Raw genomic sequence first — 16,592 nt, forward strand, 5'->3', positions numbered from 1 at the left:
AAGGTTATAGATACTTATACTAGGTGCTTAAGCCATGTACTAAAGGCAATCCAAAGCTTGCGTAGTGTGCCCAGCGATATTCGCGCATTAAGGACTTTTTCTGCGCCATCTGCTTTTATTTCTCGTAACAATGTGCGATAAATAGCCGTCATAATTAAACCTACACGCTGGTTATTTTTGTCGTCAGCAGGTAGTTCGTTCAGTGCTTTATCGTAATACATCTCAGCGCGCTCAATTTGCGCATCTAACAGTTTTTTAACCGCATCAGATTCACGGCTTTTTAATATGTCATCTTCTGTGACATTAAACTTTGCAAGTTCATCTAATGGGATATAAATACGATTGCGGCGAGCATCTTCACCGACATCTCTGATAATGTTGGTCAGTTGGAATGCCATGCCAAGATCATGTGCGAATTTAAGTGTTTTTCTATTCTCGAATCCAAATATTTGCGCTGAAAGTATACCTACAACGCTGGCAACACGATAACAATACAGTTGCAGTTGCTTGAAGTCTTCGTAGCGGTTGAAATTTAAATCCATCTCCATGCCATCAATAATTTCATGAAAGTGTTCTTCATCTAATTGATATTGGTGGATAACTTGCTCAAGAGCTTTTGTTACTGGGTGTATTGGTTTTTTCAGATATAGATTACGAACTTCATCTTTCCACCAAGCCAGTTTTACTTGGGCGACTTTTAATTCAGTACATTCGTCGACAACGTCGTCTACCTCACGGCAAAAAGCATATAGCGCTATAATTGCTTCGCGTTTCTGTTTTGGTAAAAACATAAAGCTGTAATAAAAACTAGAGCCACTTTTTGATGCTTTTTCTTGGCAATATTGCTTAGGTGTCATATGGGATTATCGAAACTAAATAATGAGTGTTTATAGTTTTAGCAATGCTTTAGAGAAGACAATTGTCCAATCCCAGCAATTTAGTGTTGGTCTATAATTAAAAACATCGCCATTCACTACGCTAATCTTATGAAGAATACGTTCTCCACCTGCAATAATCATGCGCATTTCAAAACCAATGCGGCCTTTTAAGATTCTCCCCAGAGGCTTACCAGCATTAAGCAAGGCATGGGTGCGGCGCAGATTAAAGTGCATAAACTGTTGCCAATTTTCATCTGTCGCTAGGGCTGCATTCACATAAGATTTGATTGTTTGTTCAGTGAGACCAAAAGCCATCAGTTCATCCTGACATAGATAAATGCGTTGTTTGCCTTCGTTTTTCTTAAAGTCAATCGCAATATCTTGCAGAAAATTAATAAGCTGTAATGCAGAGCAAATATGGTCTGAATATTGTATATTGTCGGGAGTAGCTTGGTGATACAAGTGCAATAAAAGTCTCCCGATAGGATTTGCAGAGCGAGTGCAGTAATCTAGTACATCGTCATAATCAGCGTAGCGAGTTTTAGTCACGTCTTGGCTAAATGCATCTAGCAAATCGTAAAATGGGCTAAGTGGAAGCTTTCTTTCGCGTATCATTTGACCTAAGGTCACAAAAAAAGCTGTTTTGGGATTTATATAAGCTTGTAATAAATCAAGTTCATCACGAAAGCCACTAAGTAAATTTAATCGCTGCTCAATGGTGAGCTCGCCTTCATCAGCAAAGTCATCTGCTTGCCTTGCAAAGCTGTAAATTAGGGCAATAGGCTGACGTAAATGTTCAGGTAAAAAGAATGACGCTACAGGAAAGTTTTCATAATGACGATTAGCTAAGTCGAGGCTTTCTTGAGCCACTGCTATAGATGTTTCACCAAACTTTGAGCAATTATTTACCATGGCGTGAGTATGCCACAAAATTAAATCATTTTTGATGGCAAAACTAGTATTTGTCTGGTATTTACAATGAACATTTGTTTTTAAGACGGTAAAATTTTTTCTGAAAATAATTAAAGCTTTGTTAAAATAAAAACGTATTCATAGAGAAGGCAATTATGTTAGCAATTATTGGTGGCACAGGTCTAACACAATTAGACAACTTAAAGATAACTAGACGTTTAATCGTACGAACGCCTTATGGTGAGCCATCACAGCCGCTTATCTTTGGTGAGATTGCTGGTCGGGAAGTTATTTTCTTAGCACGTCACGGAAATGGACATACTATTCCACCTCATGAAGTTAATTACCGTGCCAATATTGCAGCTTTACATTTACAGGGCGTGACTGAAGTTGCCGCGATAGCAACGGTAGGTGGCATTCATCCAGAATTGTCAGCAGGAAAAATAGTGATTCCGCATCAAATCATTGATTACACCTATGGCAGAAAAACGACGTTTCATGATGGGGTTAGTAACCCTGTTAAACATATCGACTTTACGGAGCCGTACTGTCAAATTTTGCGTGAAAAATGGAAAAAAGCGGCCATTGCAGTAGGTGAGGAAGTGGTTGATCATGGCGTTTATGCTGCGACACAGGGGCCTAGGCTTGAAACAGCAGCAGAGATTAACCGTTTAGAGCGAGATGGGGCAACCGTGGTGGGGATGACAGGCATGCCAGAAGCAGCCTTAGCGCGTGAATTGGGCATCAGCTATGCATCAATTTGTCCAGTAGCGAACTATGCGGCTGGTCGAGGTGATAATTTACATGAAATTAAATATGAGGAAGTTATCTCTAACTTAAACCTCACGATGGTGCGAGTGCGAAATATTATTGCGCAATTAGTAAAACAGAACGGGCACTAGCAAACGTAATTTAATTCCCGAGACACTTTTGGTAAATATTAAGGTAAAAAATGGCGATTAAAGCTGTATTAAGGATGGGCGAGCCTTGCTTGCTGACGAAGGCTGCGCCTGTAGAGCAGTTTGATACAGAGGCCCTGCATCAATTGATACAAGATTTGGAGGACACGATGCAACACATGAACGGTGCTGGCATCGCTGCGCCTCAAATTGGCGTGAGTCTTCGGGTGGTCATTTTTGGTCAAAAAGAATCAACAGCAACTAATCCTAGATACCCAGATGCCGATGCAGTGCCATATACTGTGCTAATTAACCCAGAATTAACATTTATTGGCGATGAAACTGAAAATGGTTGGGAAGGGTGCTTGTCAGTTCCTGGAATGCGAGGTATAGTGCCGCGTCATTTGAGATTGCATTACACAGGTTTCGATCAGTACGGAAATAAAGTCGATAGATTGGTAAGCGGCTTTCACGCACGTGTTGTACAACATGAATGTGATCACTTAGATGGCGTTTTATATCCGATGAGGATCATAAATTTAAAAGATTTTGGATATTCTGATGTTTTTTTTCCAAATCAGGATTTTCAAGATGACTAATTTGTTGTTATAATGCTGACCTCGTAACGCAAGTAACGATTTAGATGGAAGAGTGGCAGAGCGGTTTAATGCTACAGTCTTGAAAACTGTCGTGGGTGCGAGCCCACCGTGAGTTCGAATCTCACCTCTTCCGCCAAGAATTTTAAGCCGCTTAACTTACATTAAGCGGCTTTGTTTTTTAACGCTAGTATCATCAAACATTATCCTAGGAATCAACATGTCTCAAATCATCGTAGAACACAATCCATCAGAAGAGAAATTAAAACAATTAGGCGTATCAAGCTGGTCTATTTGGGAAAAAGAAGTTTCTAAATTCCCGTTAGATTTCGGTATGACCGAAAGCGCTTACTTGCTAGAAGGTGAAATTCACGTGACACCACAAGGTGGTGAAAAAGTAGTGATTAAAGCTGGTGATTTTGTTGTGTTCCCAAAAGGAATGAAATCAATGTGGGAAGTGGTTCAACCATTACGTAAACACTACAAACATAGCTAATCAAAACTTAGCTAATATATAGTTGCTAGATTGCTATATTAAGTTTTAAAATTAAAGCCTTGAATCTTCAAGGCTTTTTTATTAGCTATTGCTTATCATTTATTTAATATCAACACGATAATGGAGAATGGCATGAGTAAAATTACCGTAGAAAAACCTAGTGCAGACCAGTTGGCTTCTTTAGGTGTAAAAAGTTGGCCAACATGGTCTAAAGAGGTGTCAGAGTTTCCTTGGCGCTTTAGCACGCAGGAAATCGCTTATATTCTAGAAGGTGAAGTGACTGTTCAGCCATCAGAAGGTGAGCCTGTAAGCTTTACTGTGGGAGATTTGGTAACATTTCCAGCTGGGTTGTCTTGCGTTTGGCATGTTAAAAAAACACTGAGAAAACATTATCAGCTTGGCTAAGCCTTATGCGCAGTGGTTGCTTTAGAGTTCGTCAAGCAAAGCCATTTGTAATGAATGGACATGGTTAAAGTCTAAGCATTCACCATTTTTAGCGGAAATTAAAAATGTATCTTCGGCTCGGTTTCCTAATGTGTTAATTTTTGCATTATGAAGCTTGATATCGTGTTTTAAAAACTGTTGCGCTAGTGTGGCTAATAGACCAGGTCTATCGTTGGCAATAATATCAAGCTTATGGTTATTGTTTTCAGTCTCTTTGGTAATGGTGACTTGCGCCTGAATTGGCATGTGTTTAACCTGCCGACTGACGCGCCCCTTAAGCGGTGACTCTAGTTGATATTGATCATCAAGTTGATTAGCAAGTTCTAGTTCAATAAACTTCAATAATCCACTATAACTCACAGACTTACCAGACTGATCTAATACAATAAAACTATTTAAGGCGTAACCATGTTGGGTTGTAAAGATTTTTGCTTCTACAATGTTATATCCCATACGATCAAAGAAGTTACATATTCTTGCAAATAAGTCATTTTTATCCTTGATGTACAGCATAACTTGAATGCCGTCCCCATATGGGCTAAGTCTAGCGCGTACGATAGGATTTTCACTGTATAAGTGTGGCGTTAATAAGCGGCTATGCCATGCTATTTCGTCGCTCTCATGACGAACAAAGTAGTGTTCTCCGAATTGCATCCAGAGTTGCTCGTAAGTATGGTTACTTAAGCCAAACCGACTGAGTTTTTCTGATGCCTCTTTAATTCGTCGTTGGATGGTTTGTTTTGCGTGGAATGTAGGGTTTGACAGTGCGCGACAGGTTGCGGTGTATAGGTTTTCTAATAATCTAGCTTTCCAGGCATTCCACACGGCAGGGCTTGTACCGCGAATATCTGCGACGGTGAGTAAATATAGTGCGTTTAATCTACGTTCGTTTTCAACAAAGTCAGCAAATGATTCGATCACACTCGGGTCTGATAGGTCATTTTTTTGTGCTATTGACGACATTTTTAAATGCGCTTCTACTAACCAAGAGACAAGCGCGCTATCGGCTTTAGATAAATGATGTAATTTGCAAAATTTAATGGCATCTATAGTGCCTAACGTAGAATGGTCTCCGCCGCGTCCTTTAGCAATGTCGTGAAATAAGGCTGCTAGGTAAAGTAAATGCGGTGCATCAAATTCTGAGAAAATTTGGCTACATAGTGGAAATTCATGTTTAAGTTCAGGCTTGGCAAAGCGGCGTAAATTGCCTAGCACATTAAGGATATGTTCATCTACGGTGTAGACATGAAACAAATCATGCTGCATCTGACCAACAATCCTCCCAAAAGCAGGAATGTAGCTACCTAGAATGCCGTATCGATTCATGGCGCGTAACGCACGATTCACACCACTTGGTTGTGACAGAATGTCTATGAATATTTTTTTGTTTTGAGCCTTTTGCCGAAAGTCTTTATTAACCAGAGGCTTTACGCGCTGTAGTGTTCGTAATAGTGAAGCACCCATCCCTGACAGTTCGGGCTGTTGCTGAAGTAGCAAGAAAGCCTCGAAAATTGCAGAAGGGTCTCGCTGTAACAAATTTGCCGTTTTAGCTTCTAGTAAATCATTGCGCGCTTCAAATTTATCGTTGATAACACGCACTGCTGGAGGAGATGCAACGATGATCTCTTCAAGTAGCTTTAATACAATCTCATTCATGAGCTCAATAAACTTAGCACTTCTGTAGTAGCTTTGCATGAGCTGTTCACTTGCGCGCCTGCGTTGTGTGTTTGTGTAGCCTAAAATGGCAGCGAGGTCGTTTTGGAAGTCAAACAGTAGTCTATCTTCGCGACGGCTACTTAAAAAGTGTAAATGACAGCGCAATAGCTGTAGTTTTTTTTCATGGTGGCGAATGCGCCTTGCTTCAGTCACTGAAATTATTTGATCTTTTGCAAGCGAGAGCCAAGGGTTGCTTGACGCTTCATACAGACTCTTTTTTGCTTGTAAGCTACGCGTTATCCATATTAGCATGTGCAAGTCGCGCAGACCACCAGGGCTTTCTTTGATGTTTGGCTCTAAGTTATAAGCGGTGTCATTAAATTTTGCGTGGCGCAACTCTTGTTCTTTTAATTTTGCCTTTAGAAAATCGATTGGGCTTAAGTTTTGAGCGATGTTAAATAAAAAGTTTTGATACATCAAGTCGCTGCCAGATAGTAAGCGTGATTCAAGTACGTTTGTTTGTACGGTAATATCCTTTTGCGCCTCGCTGATACATTCCTCTAAGTTCCTTACACTGTGTCCGATGTTTAGACTTAAGTCCCACATAAGCCCAATAAGGTACTCAATACTTTTATTTAGTTGGAGATTGGTTTGGGATTCTGTTGGTATTAAAACCAATAGGTCTATATCAGAGTAAGGGAAGAGTTCACCTCGCCCATATCCGCCAACTGCAATCAGGCAGCAGGCGGGGTCAATTTGCAAATCTGACCACAGTTCTATGAGTAGTTGATCAATAAATTTACAGTGCTGTTTAAATAGGCGAGTGGTATTAGAGTGTTGTGCAAAGTCTTCTTTTAATGCCAAGAATTGCTTTTTTAAGGAAGTGCGTAAAAAGGCAATTCTTTCTTTTGAAATTTCGATGGTTTCTATAAGGTTATTTACTTGCATCATGCACCATCGTTAATTTAAAACGTTAATTTAAAAATTTGGCATTAAAACTTTATCAATTGCTAATAAATGCTGGAGGGGGAGGCGAGCCAGCAGATAGTGTCATGACTTCATAGCCTGTGTCTGTGACCAATATGGTGTGCTCCCACTGGGCAGATAAGCTACGATCTTTAGTTACGATAGTCCAGCCGTCAGGCATTTGTTTGATATCGCGCTTTCCTGCATTAATCATAGGTTCAATAGTAAACATCATGCCAGCTTGCAATTTTAGTCCTGCACCTGGTCTTCCATAATGTAGCACTTGAGGATCTTCATGAAAAACTTTGCCGATACCATGACCGCAAAACTCACGCACGACACTGTAGCCACTTTTCTCAGCAAATGTTTGTATGGCAAACCCAATGTCGCCTAAAGTTGCACCTGGTTTAACTTTATCAATACCTAACCACATCGCTTGGTAAGTGATTTCACATAAGCGTTTTGCTTGTATTGAAGTTTCACCTACATAAAACATGCGGCTAGTGTCACCATGGTAACCATCTTTAATCACGGTAATGTCAATATTGACGATATCGCCATTTTTTAGGACTTTGTCACTAGGAACGCCGTGGCAAATTTGCTGGTTAATAGAAGTGCAAATGGACTTCGGGTAAGGTTTGTGGCCATCCGGCGCATAATTTAAAGGCGCAGGAATTGCTTTTTGCATATCTACAATATAGTCATGGCAAAGTTTATCAAGTGCATCTGTGGTAATGCCATGTACGACGTGAGGAGTAATGAAGTCCAGCACTTCTGAGGCTAGCTTGCCCGCGATGCGCATCTTTTCGATATCTTGTTGATTCTTAATTGAGATTGCCATGATTTTTTTGTTGTAGATTGCTAATGTGTCATTTTATCATAGCATAACAAATCTAGCCTGATGCGACACCGGCATTTTGCAAGACATTCTTTAGTGTTCAATAAATTTAGCTTCATCAATTAAGTGCTATTACTTTAATTTTTATAAATGATTGTTTCAGCTTAAAAATGTAATATGTAATATAGTCCAGTAAAAGGAGGTTGGTACATGGCAACGATACCTGTAGATTTGGCGGCAAGAGACTTAAATGCATGGGTGACTTTTTTGAGAACTGCGGAAATCCCAGTGCTCAAACAAACTGCGCGTGAAATTGGACGTTTACAAGAAGATGAGGATAACCTCAGTGCGCGTGCAATCACAAATGTCGTTCTTAATGACCCTATGATGGTTTTTAAAGTGCTAAGTTATGCCCAGAAACACCGGTCACGTAGCCAGTTGCAAGACCTTGCACAGGTGGAGCAAGCCATCATGATGATGGGTACTGGTGTGTTTTTTAGAAACATTCCCCCAGTACCTTTAGTTGAAGATGCCCTTAAGGCTAACTTAACCGGATTGATGCAGTTGCTTAAGTTGATTAAACGAGCACATATAGCAGCCAGTTTTGCGGTTGATTGGGCTGCACATTTGAATGACTTGCATGCGGAAGAAGTGCTTATTGCTGCATTGCTGCATGATTTATCTGAAATGCTGATGTGGTGTTACGTTCCTGATAAAATGAATCTGATTCATACCATGCAAGTGGCTGATAAGGCATTGCGTAGCAAAGCTGTGCAGCAGGAGGTGCTGGGGTTCGTGCTACATGATTTACAAGCGCAGCTGGTGGAGGTCTTCCAACTTCCACCGTTACTTGGCAAACTTATGCAAGATGGTGCTTCAGATGAGCAGCGTGTCAGAAATGTTACGCTTGCGGTGAACCTAGCAAGGCATTCAGCTAATGGTTGGGGTGATGCAGCGTTACCTGATGATTATCGCGATATTGCGGAGTTGCTTCGTTTAGATGTAGATAGAGTGATGCGTGTGGTTGGCGTACCTGACGCATCATGATTCTGAAATAATATTCAACAAACTCTAGCATACTCAACTGCTTGGTGTTATTATTACGCCTTTGCGTTTTCTGCAAAACATTTTCTATTAACTAGTAAATGACTAATTTACATACAGCCCATTCTAGGGTGCTTAGATTTTTTCTGAGTGTTTCTGGTGCTGTGTGAATTGATAACCCTTTAGAAGAGAGATTTAACATGTCTGTTACCATGCGTCAAATGCTGGAAGCTGGAGTTCACTTCGGCCATCAAACTCGTTACTGGAACCCAAAAATGGCACCGTTCATTTTCGGTGACCGCAACAAAATCCATATCGTAAACCTTGAAAAAACATTACCAATGTTTGAAGATGCACTAAAGCACGTGCGTACATTGGCTGCAAACAAGGGTCGTATTCTATTTGTAGGTACTAAACGCCAAGCACGCGACATTGTGAAAGAAGAAGCGACTCGTGCAGGTTGTGCTTACGTAAATCACCGTTGGTTAGGTGGTATGCTGACTAACTTTAAAACAGTTAAGCAATCTATCAAGCGCTTGCAAGACTTTGAAACAATGTTGCAAGATGGCAGTCTTGAAAAATTCGGTAAAAAAGAAGCTTTAGGCTACAAGCGTGAAGTTGAAAAACTTGAGCGTTCTATCGGTGGTATTAAAGAGATGGGTGGCTTGCCAGACGCTATTTTTATCATTGATGTTGGCCATGAAAGTGGTGCAATTACTGAAGCGGCTAAGTTGGGTATTCCAGTGATTGGTGTTGTTGATACCAACAACTCACCTGATGGCGTGGCTTATGTAATTCCTGGTAACGATGACTCTAGCCGTGCAATTCGCTTGTATGCACGTGGTATCGCTGATGCGGTATTGGAAGGTCGTAGTTCAGTGATTACTGAAATTGTTAAATCAGCGACTGAAGAAGTTGCTGAAACAGTTGCAGAGTAATTAATTCTGTTTGAAAAAGGGGCTTCTGGCCCCTTTTTAATTTTAACAATTTAAATATAAAAAATACAATTATATCAAATAGTTAGTTTGCATTTTTAATGCAAACTATGAATATTAAGGAGCTTAAAATGGCTGAAATTACCGCAAGCATGGTAAAAGAATTACGTGAGCGTACAGATGCGCCGATGATGGATTGCAAAAAAGCATTAACTGAAGCTGAAGGCGACATGACGCGTGCAGAAGAAATCTTACGCGTACGTTTTGGTAACAAAGCGAGCAAAGCTGCTGGTCGTGTGGCTGCTGAAGGTACAGTGGGTATTTCTATTAGTGCTGATGGCAAAACAGGTGCGATGGTTGAAGTTAACTCTGAAACTGACTTCTGTGCTAAAAACGAAGACTTCTTGAAATTTGTGAACGAGTTGGCTGGTGTGATTGCTGCTAGCAATGCGAGCGACATCGCTGAAGCTGGTGCACTTACAATGGCAGGCTCAACTGTTGAAGAAACACGTGCGCAGTTAGTTGGTAAAATTGGTGAAAACATTACACCACGTCGTTTTGTTCGCCCAGTAGTGCAAGGCAAATTAACAAGCTATGTACATGGTAGCCGAATTGGTGTTTTAGTAGATATCGTTGGTGGTGATGATGCTTTAGCTAAAGATGTAGCAATGCATATTGCTGCAGCTAAACCTAAATCATTAGATGCATCTGGTATTGATGCAAGCCTAATTGAAGCAGAACGTCGTGTTGCAATCGAAAAAGCAAAAGAAGCTGGTAAACCTGAAGCGATGTTGGAAAAAATTGCAGATGGTACAGTGCAAAAATTCTTAAAAGAAGTGACGTTGTTAAGCCAAGTTTTTGTTAAAGATGACAAAATGACGATTGAGCAATTGCTTAAATCAAAAGGTGCAACAATCGCTTCATTCACCATGTATACAGTTGGTGAAGGCATTGAAAAAGTAGTTGTTGACTATGCAGCAGAGGTTGCAGCAGCAGCGAAAGTGTAATTAACGATAAGGTTAAACACCTTTGAAAATTAAAATGGATTAAGCAAGTTGCTTAGTCCATTTTTTTTAATAAAAATAAGCATTAAATTTACGTCTTTAAGGTTCAATTTTTATGCCTAAATGCCTTATTTTATGCTTAAATAAGCAAACTTAAAATTTGAGGAGTCCTCGTGTCCGTACCAGCTTACAAGCGCATTTTACTTAAACTTTCAGGTGAGGCATTGATGGGCGATGATGCATATGGTATCAATCGCGCAACCATCACCAGAATTGTGAATGAAGTCAAAGAAGTAGTAGATTTAGGCGTGCAAGTTGCAGTGGTAATCGGTGGAGGTAATATTTTCCGTGGAGTAGCACCAGCAGCGGAAGGCATGGATAGAGCAACAGCCGACTATATGGGGATGTTGGCAACCGTCATGAACGCGATGGCATTGCAAGATGCTATGAAAAATATTGGTTTAAATGCTCGTGTGCAGTCAGCCTTGAGTATAGAGCAGGTGGCTGAACCTTATATCCGCGGTAAAGCCATTCGTTATTTAGAAGAAGGTCGTGTGGTGATTTTTGGTGCAGGGACAGGTAATCCATTTTTCACAACAGATACTGCTGCTGCCTTGCGTGGCATGGAAATCAATGCTGAAATTGTGATAAAGGCTACAAAGGTAGATGGTGTATATACCGATGATCCTAAAACAAATCCAGAAGCGATGCGTTATAAAACGATTAGTTTTGATGAGGCAATTTCAAAAAACCTTAAAGTAATGGATGCAACAGCGCTAACGCTATGTCGTGATCAAAAGCTACCTATCTCTGTATTCAGTATCTTTAAGCAAGGCGCTTTGAAAAAAGTGGTAATGGGTGAAGATGAGGGAACAATGGTCTTACCATAAAGTGCATATTGCATATGTTTTGATTATCAAATGTATGCTTGTGCCAGATTTGTAGTGAATGTGATGTTAATACATTATAGGGTGAAGTAAAGGTTAATATATAAATCAGTTTTATAATATTAAAGCTGAGTTGGAGAAATAAATGCTAGAAGATGTTAAAAAAAATGCTGAACTAAAAATGCAAAAATCATTAGAGTCTCTAAAAAATGATTTGGCTAAAGTACGTACTGGTCGCGCTCATGTAGGCTTATTAGATCATGTGATGGTTGATTATTACGGCTCTATGGTCGCCGTTAACCAAGTAGCCAATGTTAACTTGGGTGACTCACGTACAATTAATGTACAACCATATGAAAAAAATATGATTGGTAAAGTAGAAAAAGCGATTCGTGACAGTGACCTAGGTTTGAATCCCGCAACTAACGGTGATTTGATTCGTGTGCCGATGCCGATGCTCACAGAAGAGCGTCGTCGTGATTTAACAAAGATCGTTCGTACAGAGGGCGAGGGCGCTAAAGTGGCCATTCGCAACGTTCGTCGTGATGCAAATGATGCGCTTAAAAAGTTAATTAAAGATAAAGCAATTTCTGAAGATGATGAGCGCCGCGCGCAAGATGAAATACAGAAAGCAACAGATAAAGCAGTTGCTGAAGTTGATAAAATGTTGCAAGTTAAAGAAACAGATTTAATGGCGGTCTAATAGTGCAAATGGTTAAGTCTATGGCACATTCTTATTGTAGTTATTCTATTTGTTTAGACTTGAGGTATTAATTGGCTTTGTTCTCAAGTGCAACACAACGAGTTCCTCCAGTAGCCGAGGTGCCTAAGCACGTTGCGGTCATCATGGACGGTAACGGCCGTTGGGCGCGAAAGCGCTTTTTACCACGCATCGCTGGCCACAAACGTGGTGTAGAGACTGTGCGTGATTTAGTGAAAAAGTGCATAGAAATTAAAGTTGAATATCTCACTTTGTTTGCCTTTAGTAGTGAGAATTGGCGTCGCCCGCCAGAAGAGGTTTCTTTTTTGATGGGCCTTTTTATGGAGGCGCTTAAACGTGAAGTCAATAAGCTACACCAAAATAATATCAAGCTTGTAATGATTGGTGATCGAAGTCGCTTTGATGCAGGGTTGATTAAGAAAATAGAAGCATCCGAGCAATTAACAGCTGATAACACAGGCTTGGTATTAACGATAGCCGCTAATTACGGTGGGCGCTGGGATGTGCTTCAGGCTGTTAATAAGCTCCATAGTGCAGAGCCAGCACTAGCTGGCGCCTATAATGAAGATCACATAACCCCTTATCTATCGATGAATTATGCACCAGAGCCAGATTTATTTATACGCACAGGTGGTGAGAAGCGGATTAGTAACTTTCTTTTATGGCAACTGGCCTATACAGAGCTTTATTTCACAGATACGCTGTGGCCAGACTTCAATGAGGCTGCATTTAATTCGGCTATTCAATCTTATCAACAACGTGAGCGTCGCTTTGGGCGTACCAGTGAGCAACTTTCAGAGACACCTCGTTAAAAGTTACTCGAATTTCAATTAATAATAATGATATAAAAATGCTAAAAACTCGAGTGATTACCGCCATATTGTTGGTTACTGGTCTATTGTTGACTATATTTTTAGCATCTAAGCAGGTATGGGCGCTATTTATGCTTGCTATTTCATTATTTGCTGTTGCTGAATGGGCTGATTTGATTAAGCTCAGCCGTACTCAGTCTTTTATCTATATTGCGTTGGCTACGTTAGCTGGCGTTTTCCTGTTGTTGCTGCCTCATACTGCTCTGGCGCCATATCTGCATACCATTATTTTATGCTTGTTAGGTCTTTCTACTTTGTTTTGGATTGTTGTGGCGCCATTATGGCTACTGCAACGCAAAGCTTGTCAAAATAGCTTAATGATGAGAATTGTCGGTATTTTAATGATTATTGCAACATGGATTGCACTGGTTGGATTGCATGAAATCAATCCTTGGTTGTTGCTTGGTGTACTAGCTACGGTTAGTTTGGCAGATAGTGCTGCATATTTTGCAGGGAAACGTTTTGGTCGCCATAAGCTGGCACCTAATATCAGCCCAGGAAAGACATGGGAAGGCGTGTTAGGTGCGCTTGGTGCGGTTACTGTTTATGGTGGGTTACTTTGTTTTTATCTACAACTAAATATGTGGCTAATACCTGCATTGTGGATACTTGTTACGTTTAGCATCGTGGGCGATTTGGTGGAGTCTTTAATGAAGCGTCAAGCTGGATTAAAAGACAGTGGTCAGTTATTGCCAGGGCATGGTGGTGTTTTAGATAGGATTGACGGATTTATCCCAACGTTGCCAATGGTGCTACTCTTTATTTATGTTTTACAATTTTCAGGGTTAAATGTGCATGGTTAATGCATCAGCAGTAGATAGTAAGGGTGCATCTTCCCAATGTGCAGTTCAGCAAGTGACTATACTTGGTGCAACTGGCACAATAGGCACACAAACTTTAGATGTAATTAGTCAACATCCAGACCGATTTAAAGTATTTGCTTTAACAGCAAGTACAAATGTACAGAGCTTGTTTGATCTGTGTGTAAAGCATAAGCCGCGCTATGCAGTCATGTTGTCGTCAGAAGCTGCTTCGGCTTTATCTGATCAGTTAAAAAAGGCTGGCCTAGCAACAGAGGTGTTGCAAGGTGAGGATGCGCTTAGTGATGTTGCTTCGCATCAGGATGTCGATGTGGTCATGGCGGCAATTGTTGGTGCTGCGGGCTTGCATCCAGCGATGGCCGCTGCGCGTGCTGGTAAACGAATTTTGTTGGCGAACAAAGAAACATTGGTGATGGCAGGCAATTTGTTTATGCAAGCTGTCATTGATGGCGGTGCGACTTTGCTTCCTATTGACAGTGAGCATAATGCGATATTTCAGGTCATGCCATATCAGCGTACCCGAGTTTTAGTCGATATAGGGGTGAAGCGGATTTTGTTAACAGCATCAGGCGGCCCATTTCGTAATGCAACTATAGAACAGTTAAGTAACGTAACACGAGCACAGGCATTGAATCATCCAAATTGGGTGATGGGGCCAAAGATTACGATTGACTCAGCTACGATGATGAATAAGGGCTTGGAGGTCATTGAAGCGCATTGGCTATTTAATGCAGCTTCCGCCCAAATTGAAGTGGTTGTGCATCCTCAAAGCGTCATACACTCGATGGTTGAATATAATGATGGTAGTGTGTTAGCGCAACTAGGCAACCCTGATATGCGCACACCAATTGCATACGGATTAGGCTATCCTGACAGGTTGGCGAGTGGCGTCAGTAGTTTGGATTTGTTGAAAATTGGGCGATTAGACTTTTGTGCGCCTGATCAGAATATGTTTCCTTGTTTACGCCTAGCTTACGAAGCATTGGATGCAGGTGGAACCGCACCAGCCATTTTGAATGCAGCCAATGAAGTTGCAGTTGAAGCATTCCTCGCTGATCAGATTGGATTTATGGATATTCCAGCGTTAATTGAATCCGTTTTAACGGCATCTAGTATAGATGCCGTGACGTCAATACCACAATTAGTCGATGTCGATGCAAACGCAAGACGTGTTGCAAGGTCTTGGCTTAAGTCGCTATCAAGGGTTAATTAACGATATGCCATATTTCCTGATTACTCGATACCAATCGCTATGTTAACAGCCCTCGCTTTTATAGTTACACTCGGCATAGTCGTGACTGTCCATGAGTATGGTCATTTTCAAGTTGCAAGGTGGTGCGGTGTAAAAGTGCTGAAATTCTCTATCGGTTTTGGCCAGCCGCTTTGGAGTAAAAAATTTGGTAAAGATCAAACAGAATATGTGATTGCAGCAATCCCTTTAGGCGGCTATGTGAAAATGCTTGGGGAAGATACGTTGACTGACGAGTCGCATGTGAGCGGTGAAGATATGTCCCGTGCACTGAACAGGCAAAGTGTAGGCAAGCGAATTGCTATCGTATTAGCAGGTCCTTTTGCAAATCTTCTGCTCGCAATTCTCCTTTACTGGGCTTTATTCATGACAGGTGTTGTGGGAATTAAACCTACAGTAGGTAGTTTGATAGACAGTAGCCCAGCGGCTTTATTGAATATACAAGCTGGTGAGGTGATTCACAAAGTTGGCAATCAAAACGTGAGTAGCTGGCAAGACGTGCGTTGGCTATTATTGAAAGAGACTTTAAAGAAAACTGATGTTGCAATACAAACGATAAGTCCTCAGCAGGAAATAAAATATTATCAACTCAATGTAGCCAAGATTGATTTTGATGATGAGAAGCTGGATATTTTAGAAAAAATTGGCTTCATTGTAGAAATGCCTAAAATCACCCCTAAAATTGGAGAGGTAATTAAAGGCAGTCGTGCAGAACTGGCTGGATTAAAAACCAATGACATTGTGCTTGAACTCAATAAAATCAAAGTGACTGACTGGGATGCGTTTGTTAAAGAGATTAAGTCGCATCCTGAAATGATGATGCCATTATTAGTTGAACGAGACAGTCAGTTAATTAACCTTAGTATTACACCAGAAGCTATTTTCGAAAAAGATGAAAAAATAGGCCGTATCGGAGCTGGGTTTAATATGCAGCAAAGTGAGTTAGATGATTTTTTCATTACAACTCACTATTCAGTGGCTGGTGCATTTTTAAAAGCGGTAGAAAAAACATGGGACACGGCTACTTTTAGTTTAAAAATGTTGGGTAATATGGTGCTGGGTAATGTTTCATGGAAGGGCATGAGTGGACCAGTCACTATTGCTAGCTATGCTGGACAAAGCGCTGATATGGGGCTGAAAGTTTTTATAGGGTTTCTGGCGCTAATTAGTATTAGTATAGGTGTGCTTAATCTCTTACCGATTCCCGTATTAGATGGCGGGCATTTGATGTATTATATGTTTGAATTTTTTACAGGGCGACCTGTATCTGAAGCAGCAATGAATGTAGGGCAAAGAATAGGCGTTTTTCTACTCGCGTGTATGATGGTTTTAGCGCTTTATAATGATATAAACAGATTGATAACAGGCTAATTG

At 40.7% G+C, this 16,592-nt stretch carries 17 protein-coding genes and 1 tRNA gene; 14 read left to right on the forward strand and 4 right to left on the reverse strand.

Annotated elements, in window-relative coordinates; translation table 11 throughout:
- Positions 1 to 14 precede the first annotated feature (14 nt).
- Both hpnD and hpnC read right to left on the reverse strand, forming a co-directional pair.
- Positions 15 to 857 (reverse strand): presqualene diphosphate synthase HpnD, encoded by an 843-nt coding sequence (gene hpnD / locus Q7U33_RS06295; RefSeq protein ID WP_304858787.1) that lies wholly within the window; start codon positions 855 to 857, stop codon positions 15 to 17.
- 30 nt (positions 858 to 887) lie between these two features.
- Entirely contained in the window at positions 888 to 1,790 is a 903-nt protein-coding gene (gene hpnC / locus Q7U33_RS06300) for a squalene synthase HpnC (protein WP_304858788.1), read from the reverse strand.
- Between the two features lie 155 nt (positions 1,791 to 1,945).
- On the opposite strand from hpnC, the gene Q7U33_RS06305 reads away from it, so the two are divergent.
- The 5 genes from Q7U33_RS06305 to Q7U33_RS06325 all read left to right on the forward strand — a co-directional run bounded on the left by Q7U33_RS06305 (position 1,946) and on the right by Q7U33_RS06325 (position 4,186).
- The gene (locus Q7U33_RS06305) at positions 1,946 to 2,692 is read left to right on the forward strand and encodes an S-methyl-5'-thioinosine phosphorylase (protein WP_304858789.1); all 747 of its coding nucleotides are present in this window, start codon (positions 1,946 to 1,948) and stop codon (positions 2,690 to 2,692) included.
- 50 nt (positions 2,693 to 2,742) lie between these two features.
- Positions 2,743 to 3,288 (forward strand): peptide deformylase, encoded by a 546-nt coding sequence (gene def, locus Q7U33_RS06310; protein ID WP_304858790.1) that lies wholly within the window; start codon positions 2,743 to 2,745, stop codon positions 3,286 to 3,288.
- Positions 3,289 to 3,334: 46 nt separating this feature from the next.
- Positions 3,335 to 3,424: transfer RNA gene (locus tag Q7U33_RS06315), tRNA-Ser, on the forward strand.
- A gap of 81 nt (positions 3,425 to 3,505) precedes the next feature.
- Positions 3,506 to 3,781, forward strand: coding sequence for a cupin domain-containing protein (locus tag Q7U33_RS06320; protein ID WP_304858791.1), 276 nt, complete (start codon positions 3,506 to 3,508; stop codon positions 3,779 to 3,781).
- Between the two features lie 132 nt (positions 3,782 to 3,913).
- Complete coding sequence (locus tag Q7U33_RS06325; RefSeq protein ID WP_304858792.1) at positions 3,914 to 4,186, forward strand: cupin domain-containing protein; 273 nt, start codon at positions 3,914 to 3,916, stop codon at positions 4,184 to 4,186.
- Positions 4,187 to 4,207: 21 nt separating this feature from the next.
- Here the strand turns inward: Q7U33_RS06325 and Q7U33_RS06330 are convergent, their stop codons facing one another.
- The gene (locus Q7U33_RS06330; protein ID WP_304858861.1) at positions 4,208 to 6,829 is read right to left on the reverse strand and encodes a [protein-PII] uridylyltransferase; all 2,622 of its coding nucleotides are present in this window, start codon (positions 6,827 to 6,829) and stop codon (positions 4,208 to 4,210) included.
- A gap of 55 nt (positions 6,830 to 6,884) precedes the next feature.
- Positions 6,885 to 7,691 (reverse strand): type I methionyl aminopeptidase, encoded by an 807-nt coding sequence (map, locus tag Q7U33_RS06335; protein ID WP_304858863.1) that lies wholly within the window; start codon positions 7,689 to 7,691, stop codon positions 6,885 to 6,887.
- Between the two features lie 204 nt (positions 7,692 to 7,895).
- On the opposite strand from map, the gene Q7U33_RS06340 reads away from it, so the two are divergent.
- From Q7U33_RS06340 to rseP, 9 genes are all read left to right on the forward strand, one after another.
- Entirely contained in the window at positions 7,896 to 8,732 is an 837-nt protein-coding gene (locus Q7U33_RS06340) for an HDOD domain-containing protein (RefSeq protein WP_304858793.1), read from the forward strand.
- Between the two features lie 197 nt (positions 8,733 to 8,929).
- Positions 8,930 to 9,667, forward strand: a complete 738-nt coding sequence (rpsB, locus tag Q7U33_RS06345; RefSeq protein WP_304858794.1) for a 30S ribosomal protein S2 — start codon at positions 8,930 to 8,932, stop codon at positions 9,665 to 9,667.
- Positions 9,668 to 9,795: 128 nt separating this feature from the next.
- The gene (gene tsf / locus Q7U33_RS06350) at positions 9,796 to 10,671 is read left to right on the forward strand and encodes a translation elongation factor Ts (protein WP_304858795.1); all 876 of its coding nucleotides are present in this window, start codon (positions 9,796 to 9,798) and stop codon (positions 10,669 to 10,671) included.
- A gap of 170 nt (positions 10,672 to 10,841) precedes the next feature.
- Entirely contained in the window at positions 10,842 to 11,558 is a 717-nt protein-coding gene (gene pyrH / locus Q7U33_RS06355) for a UMP kinase (RefSeq protein WP_019898403.1), read from the forward strand.
- A gap of 142 nt (positions 11,559 to 11,700) precedes the next feature.
- Complete coding sequence (gene frr / locus Q7U33_RS06360) at positions 11,701 to 12,258, forward strand: ribosome recycling factor (protein WP_304858796.1); 558 nt, start codon at positions 11,701 to 11,703, stop codon at positions 12,256 to 12,258.
- Positions 12,259 to 12,329: 71 nt separating this feature from the next.
- Positions 12,330 to 13,088, forward strand: coding sequence for an isoprenyl transferase (locus Q7U33_RS06365; RefSeq protein WP_304858797.1), 759 nt, complete (start codon positions 12,330 to 12,332; stop codon positions 13,086 to 13,088).
- 38 nt (positions 13,089 to 13,126) lie between these two features.
- Positions 13,127 to 13,951 (forward strand): phosphatidate cytidylyltransferase, encoded by an 825-nt coding sequence (locus Q7U33_RS06370; protein ID WP_304858798.1) that lies wholly within the window; start codon positions 13,127 to 13,129, stop codon positions 13,949 to 13,951.
- Positions 13,944 to 15,182, forward strand: coding sequence for a 1-deoxy-D-xylulose-5-phosphate reductoisomerase (gene ispC, locus Q7U33_RS06375; protein WP_304858799.1), 1,239 nt, complete (start codon positions 13,944 to 13,946; stop codon positions 15,180 to 15,182). The genes Q7U33_RS06370 and ispC overlap by 8 nt, the downstream gene beginning before the upstream one ends.
- Positions 15,183 to 15,221: 39 nt before the next feature.
- Complete coding sequence (gene rseP / locus Q7U33_RS06380; protein ID WP_304858800.1) at positions 15,222 to 16,589, forward strand: RIP metalloprotease RseP; 1,368 nt, start codon at positions 15,222 to 15,224, stop codon at positions 16,587 to 16,589.
- Positions 16,590 to 16,592: the final 3 nt, after the last annotated feature.

This window comes from Methylotenera sp., assembly GCF_030653755.1.
Classification (GTDB): Bacteria; Pseudomonadota; Gammaproteobacteria; order Burkholderiales; family Methylophilaceae; genus Methylotenera.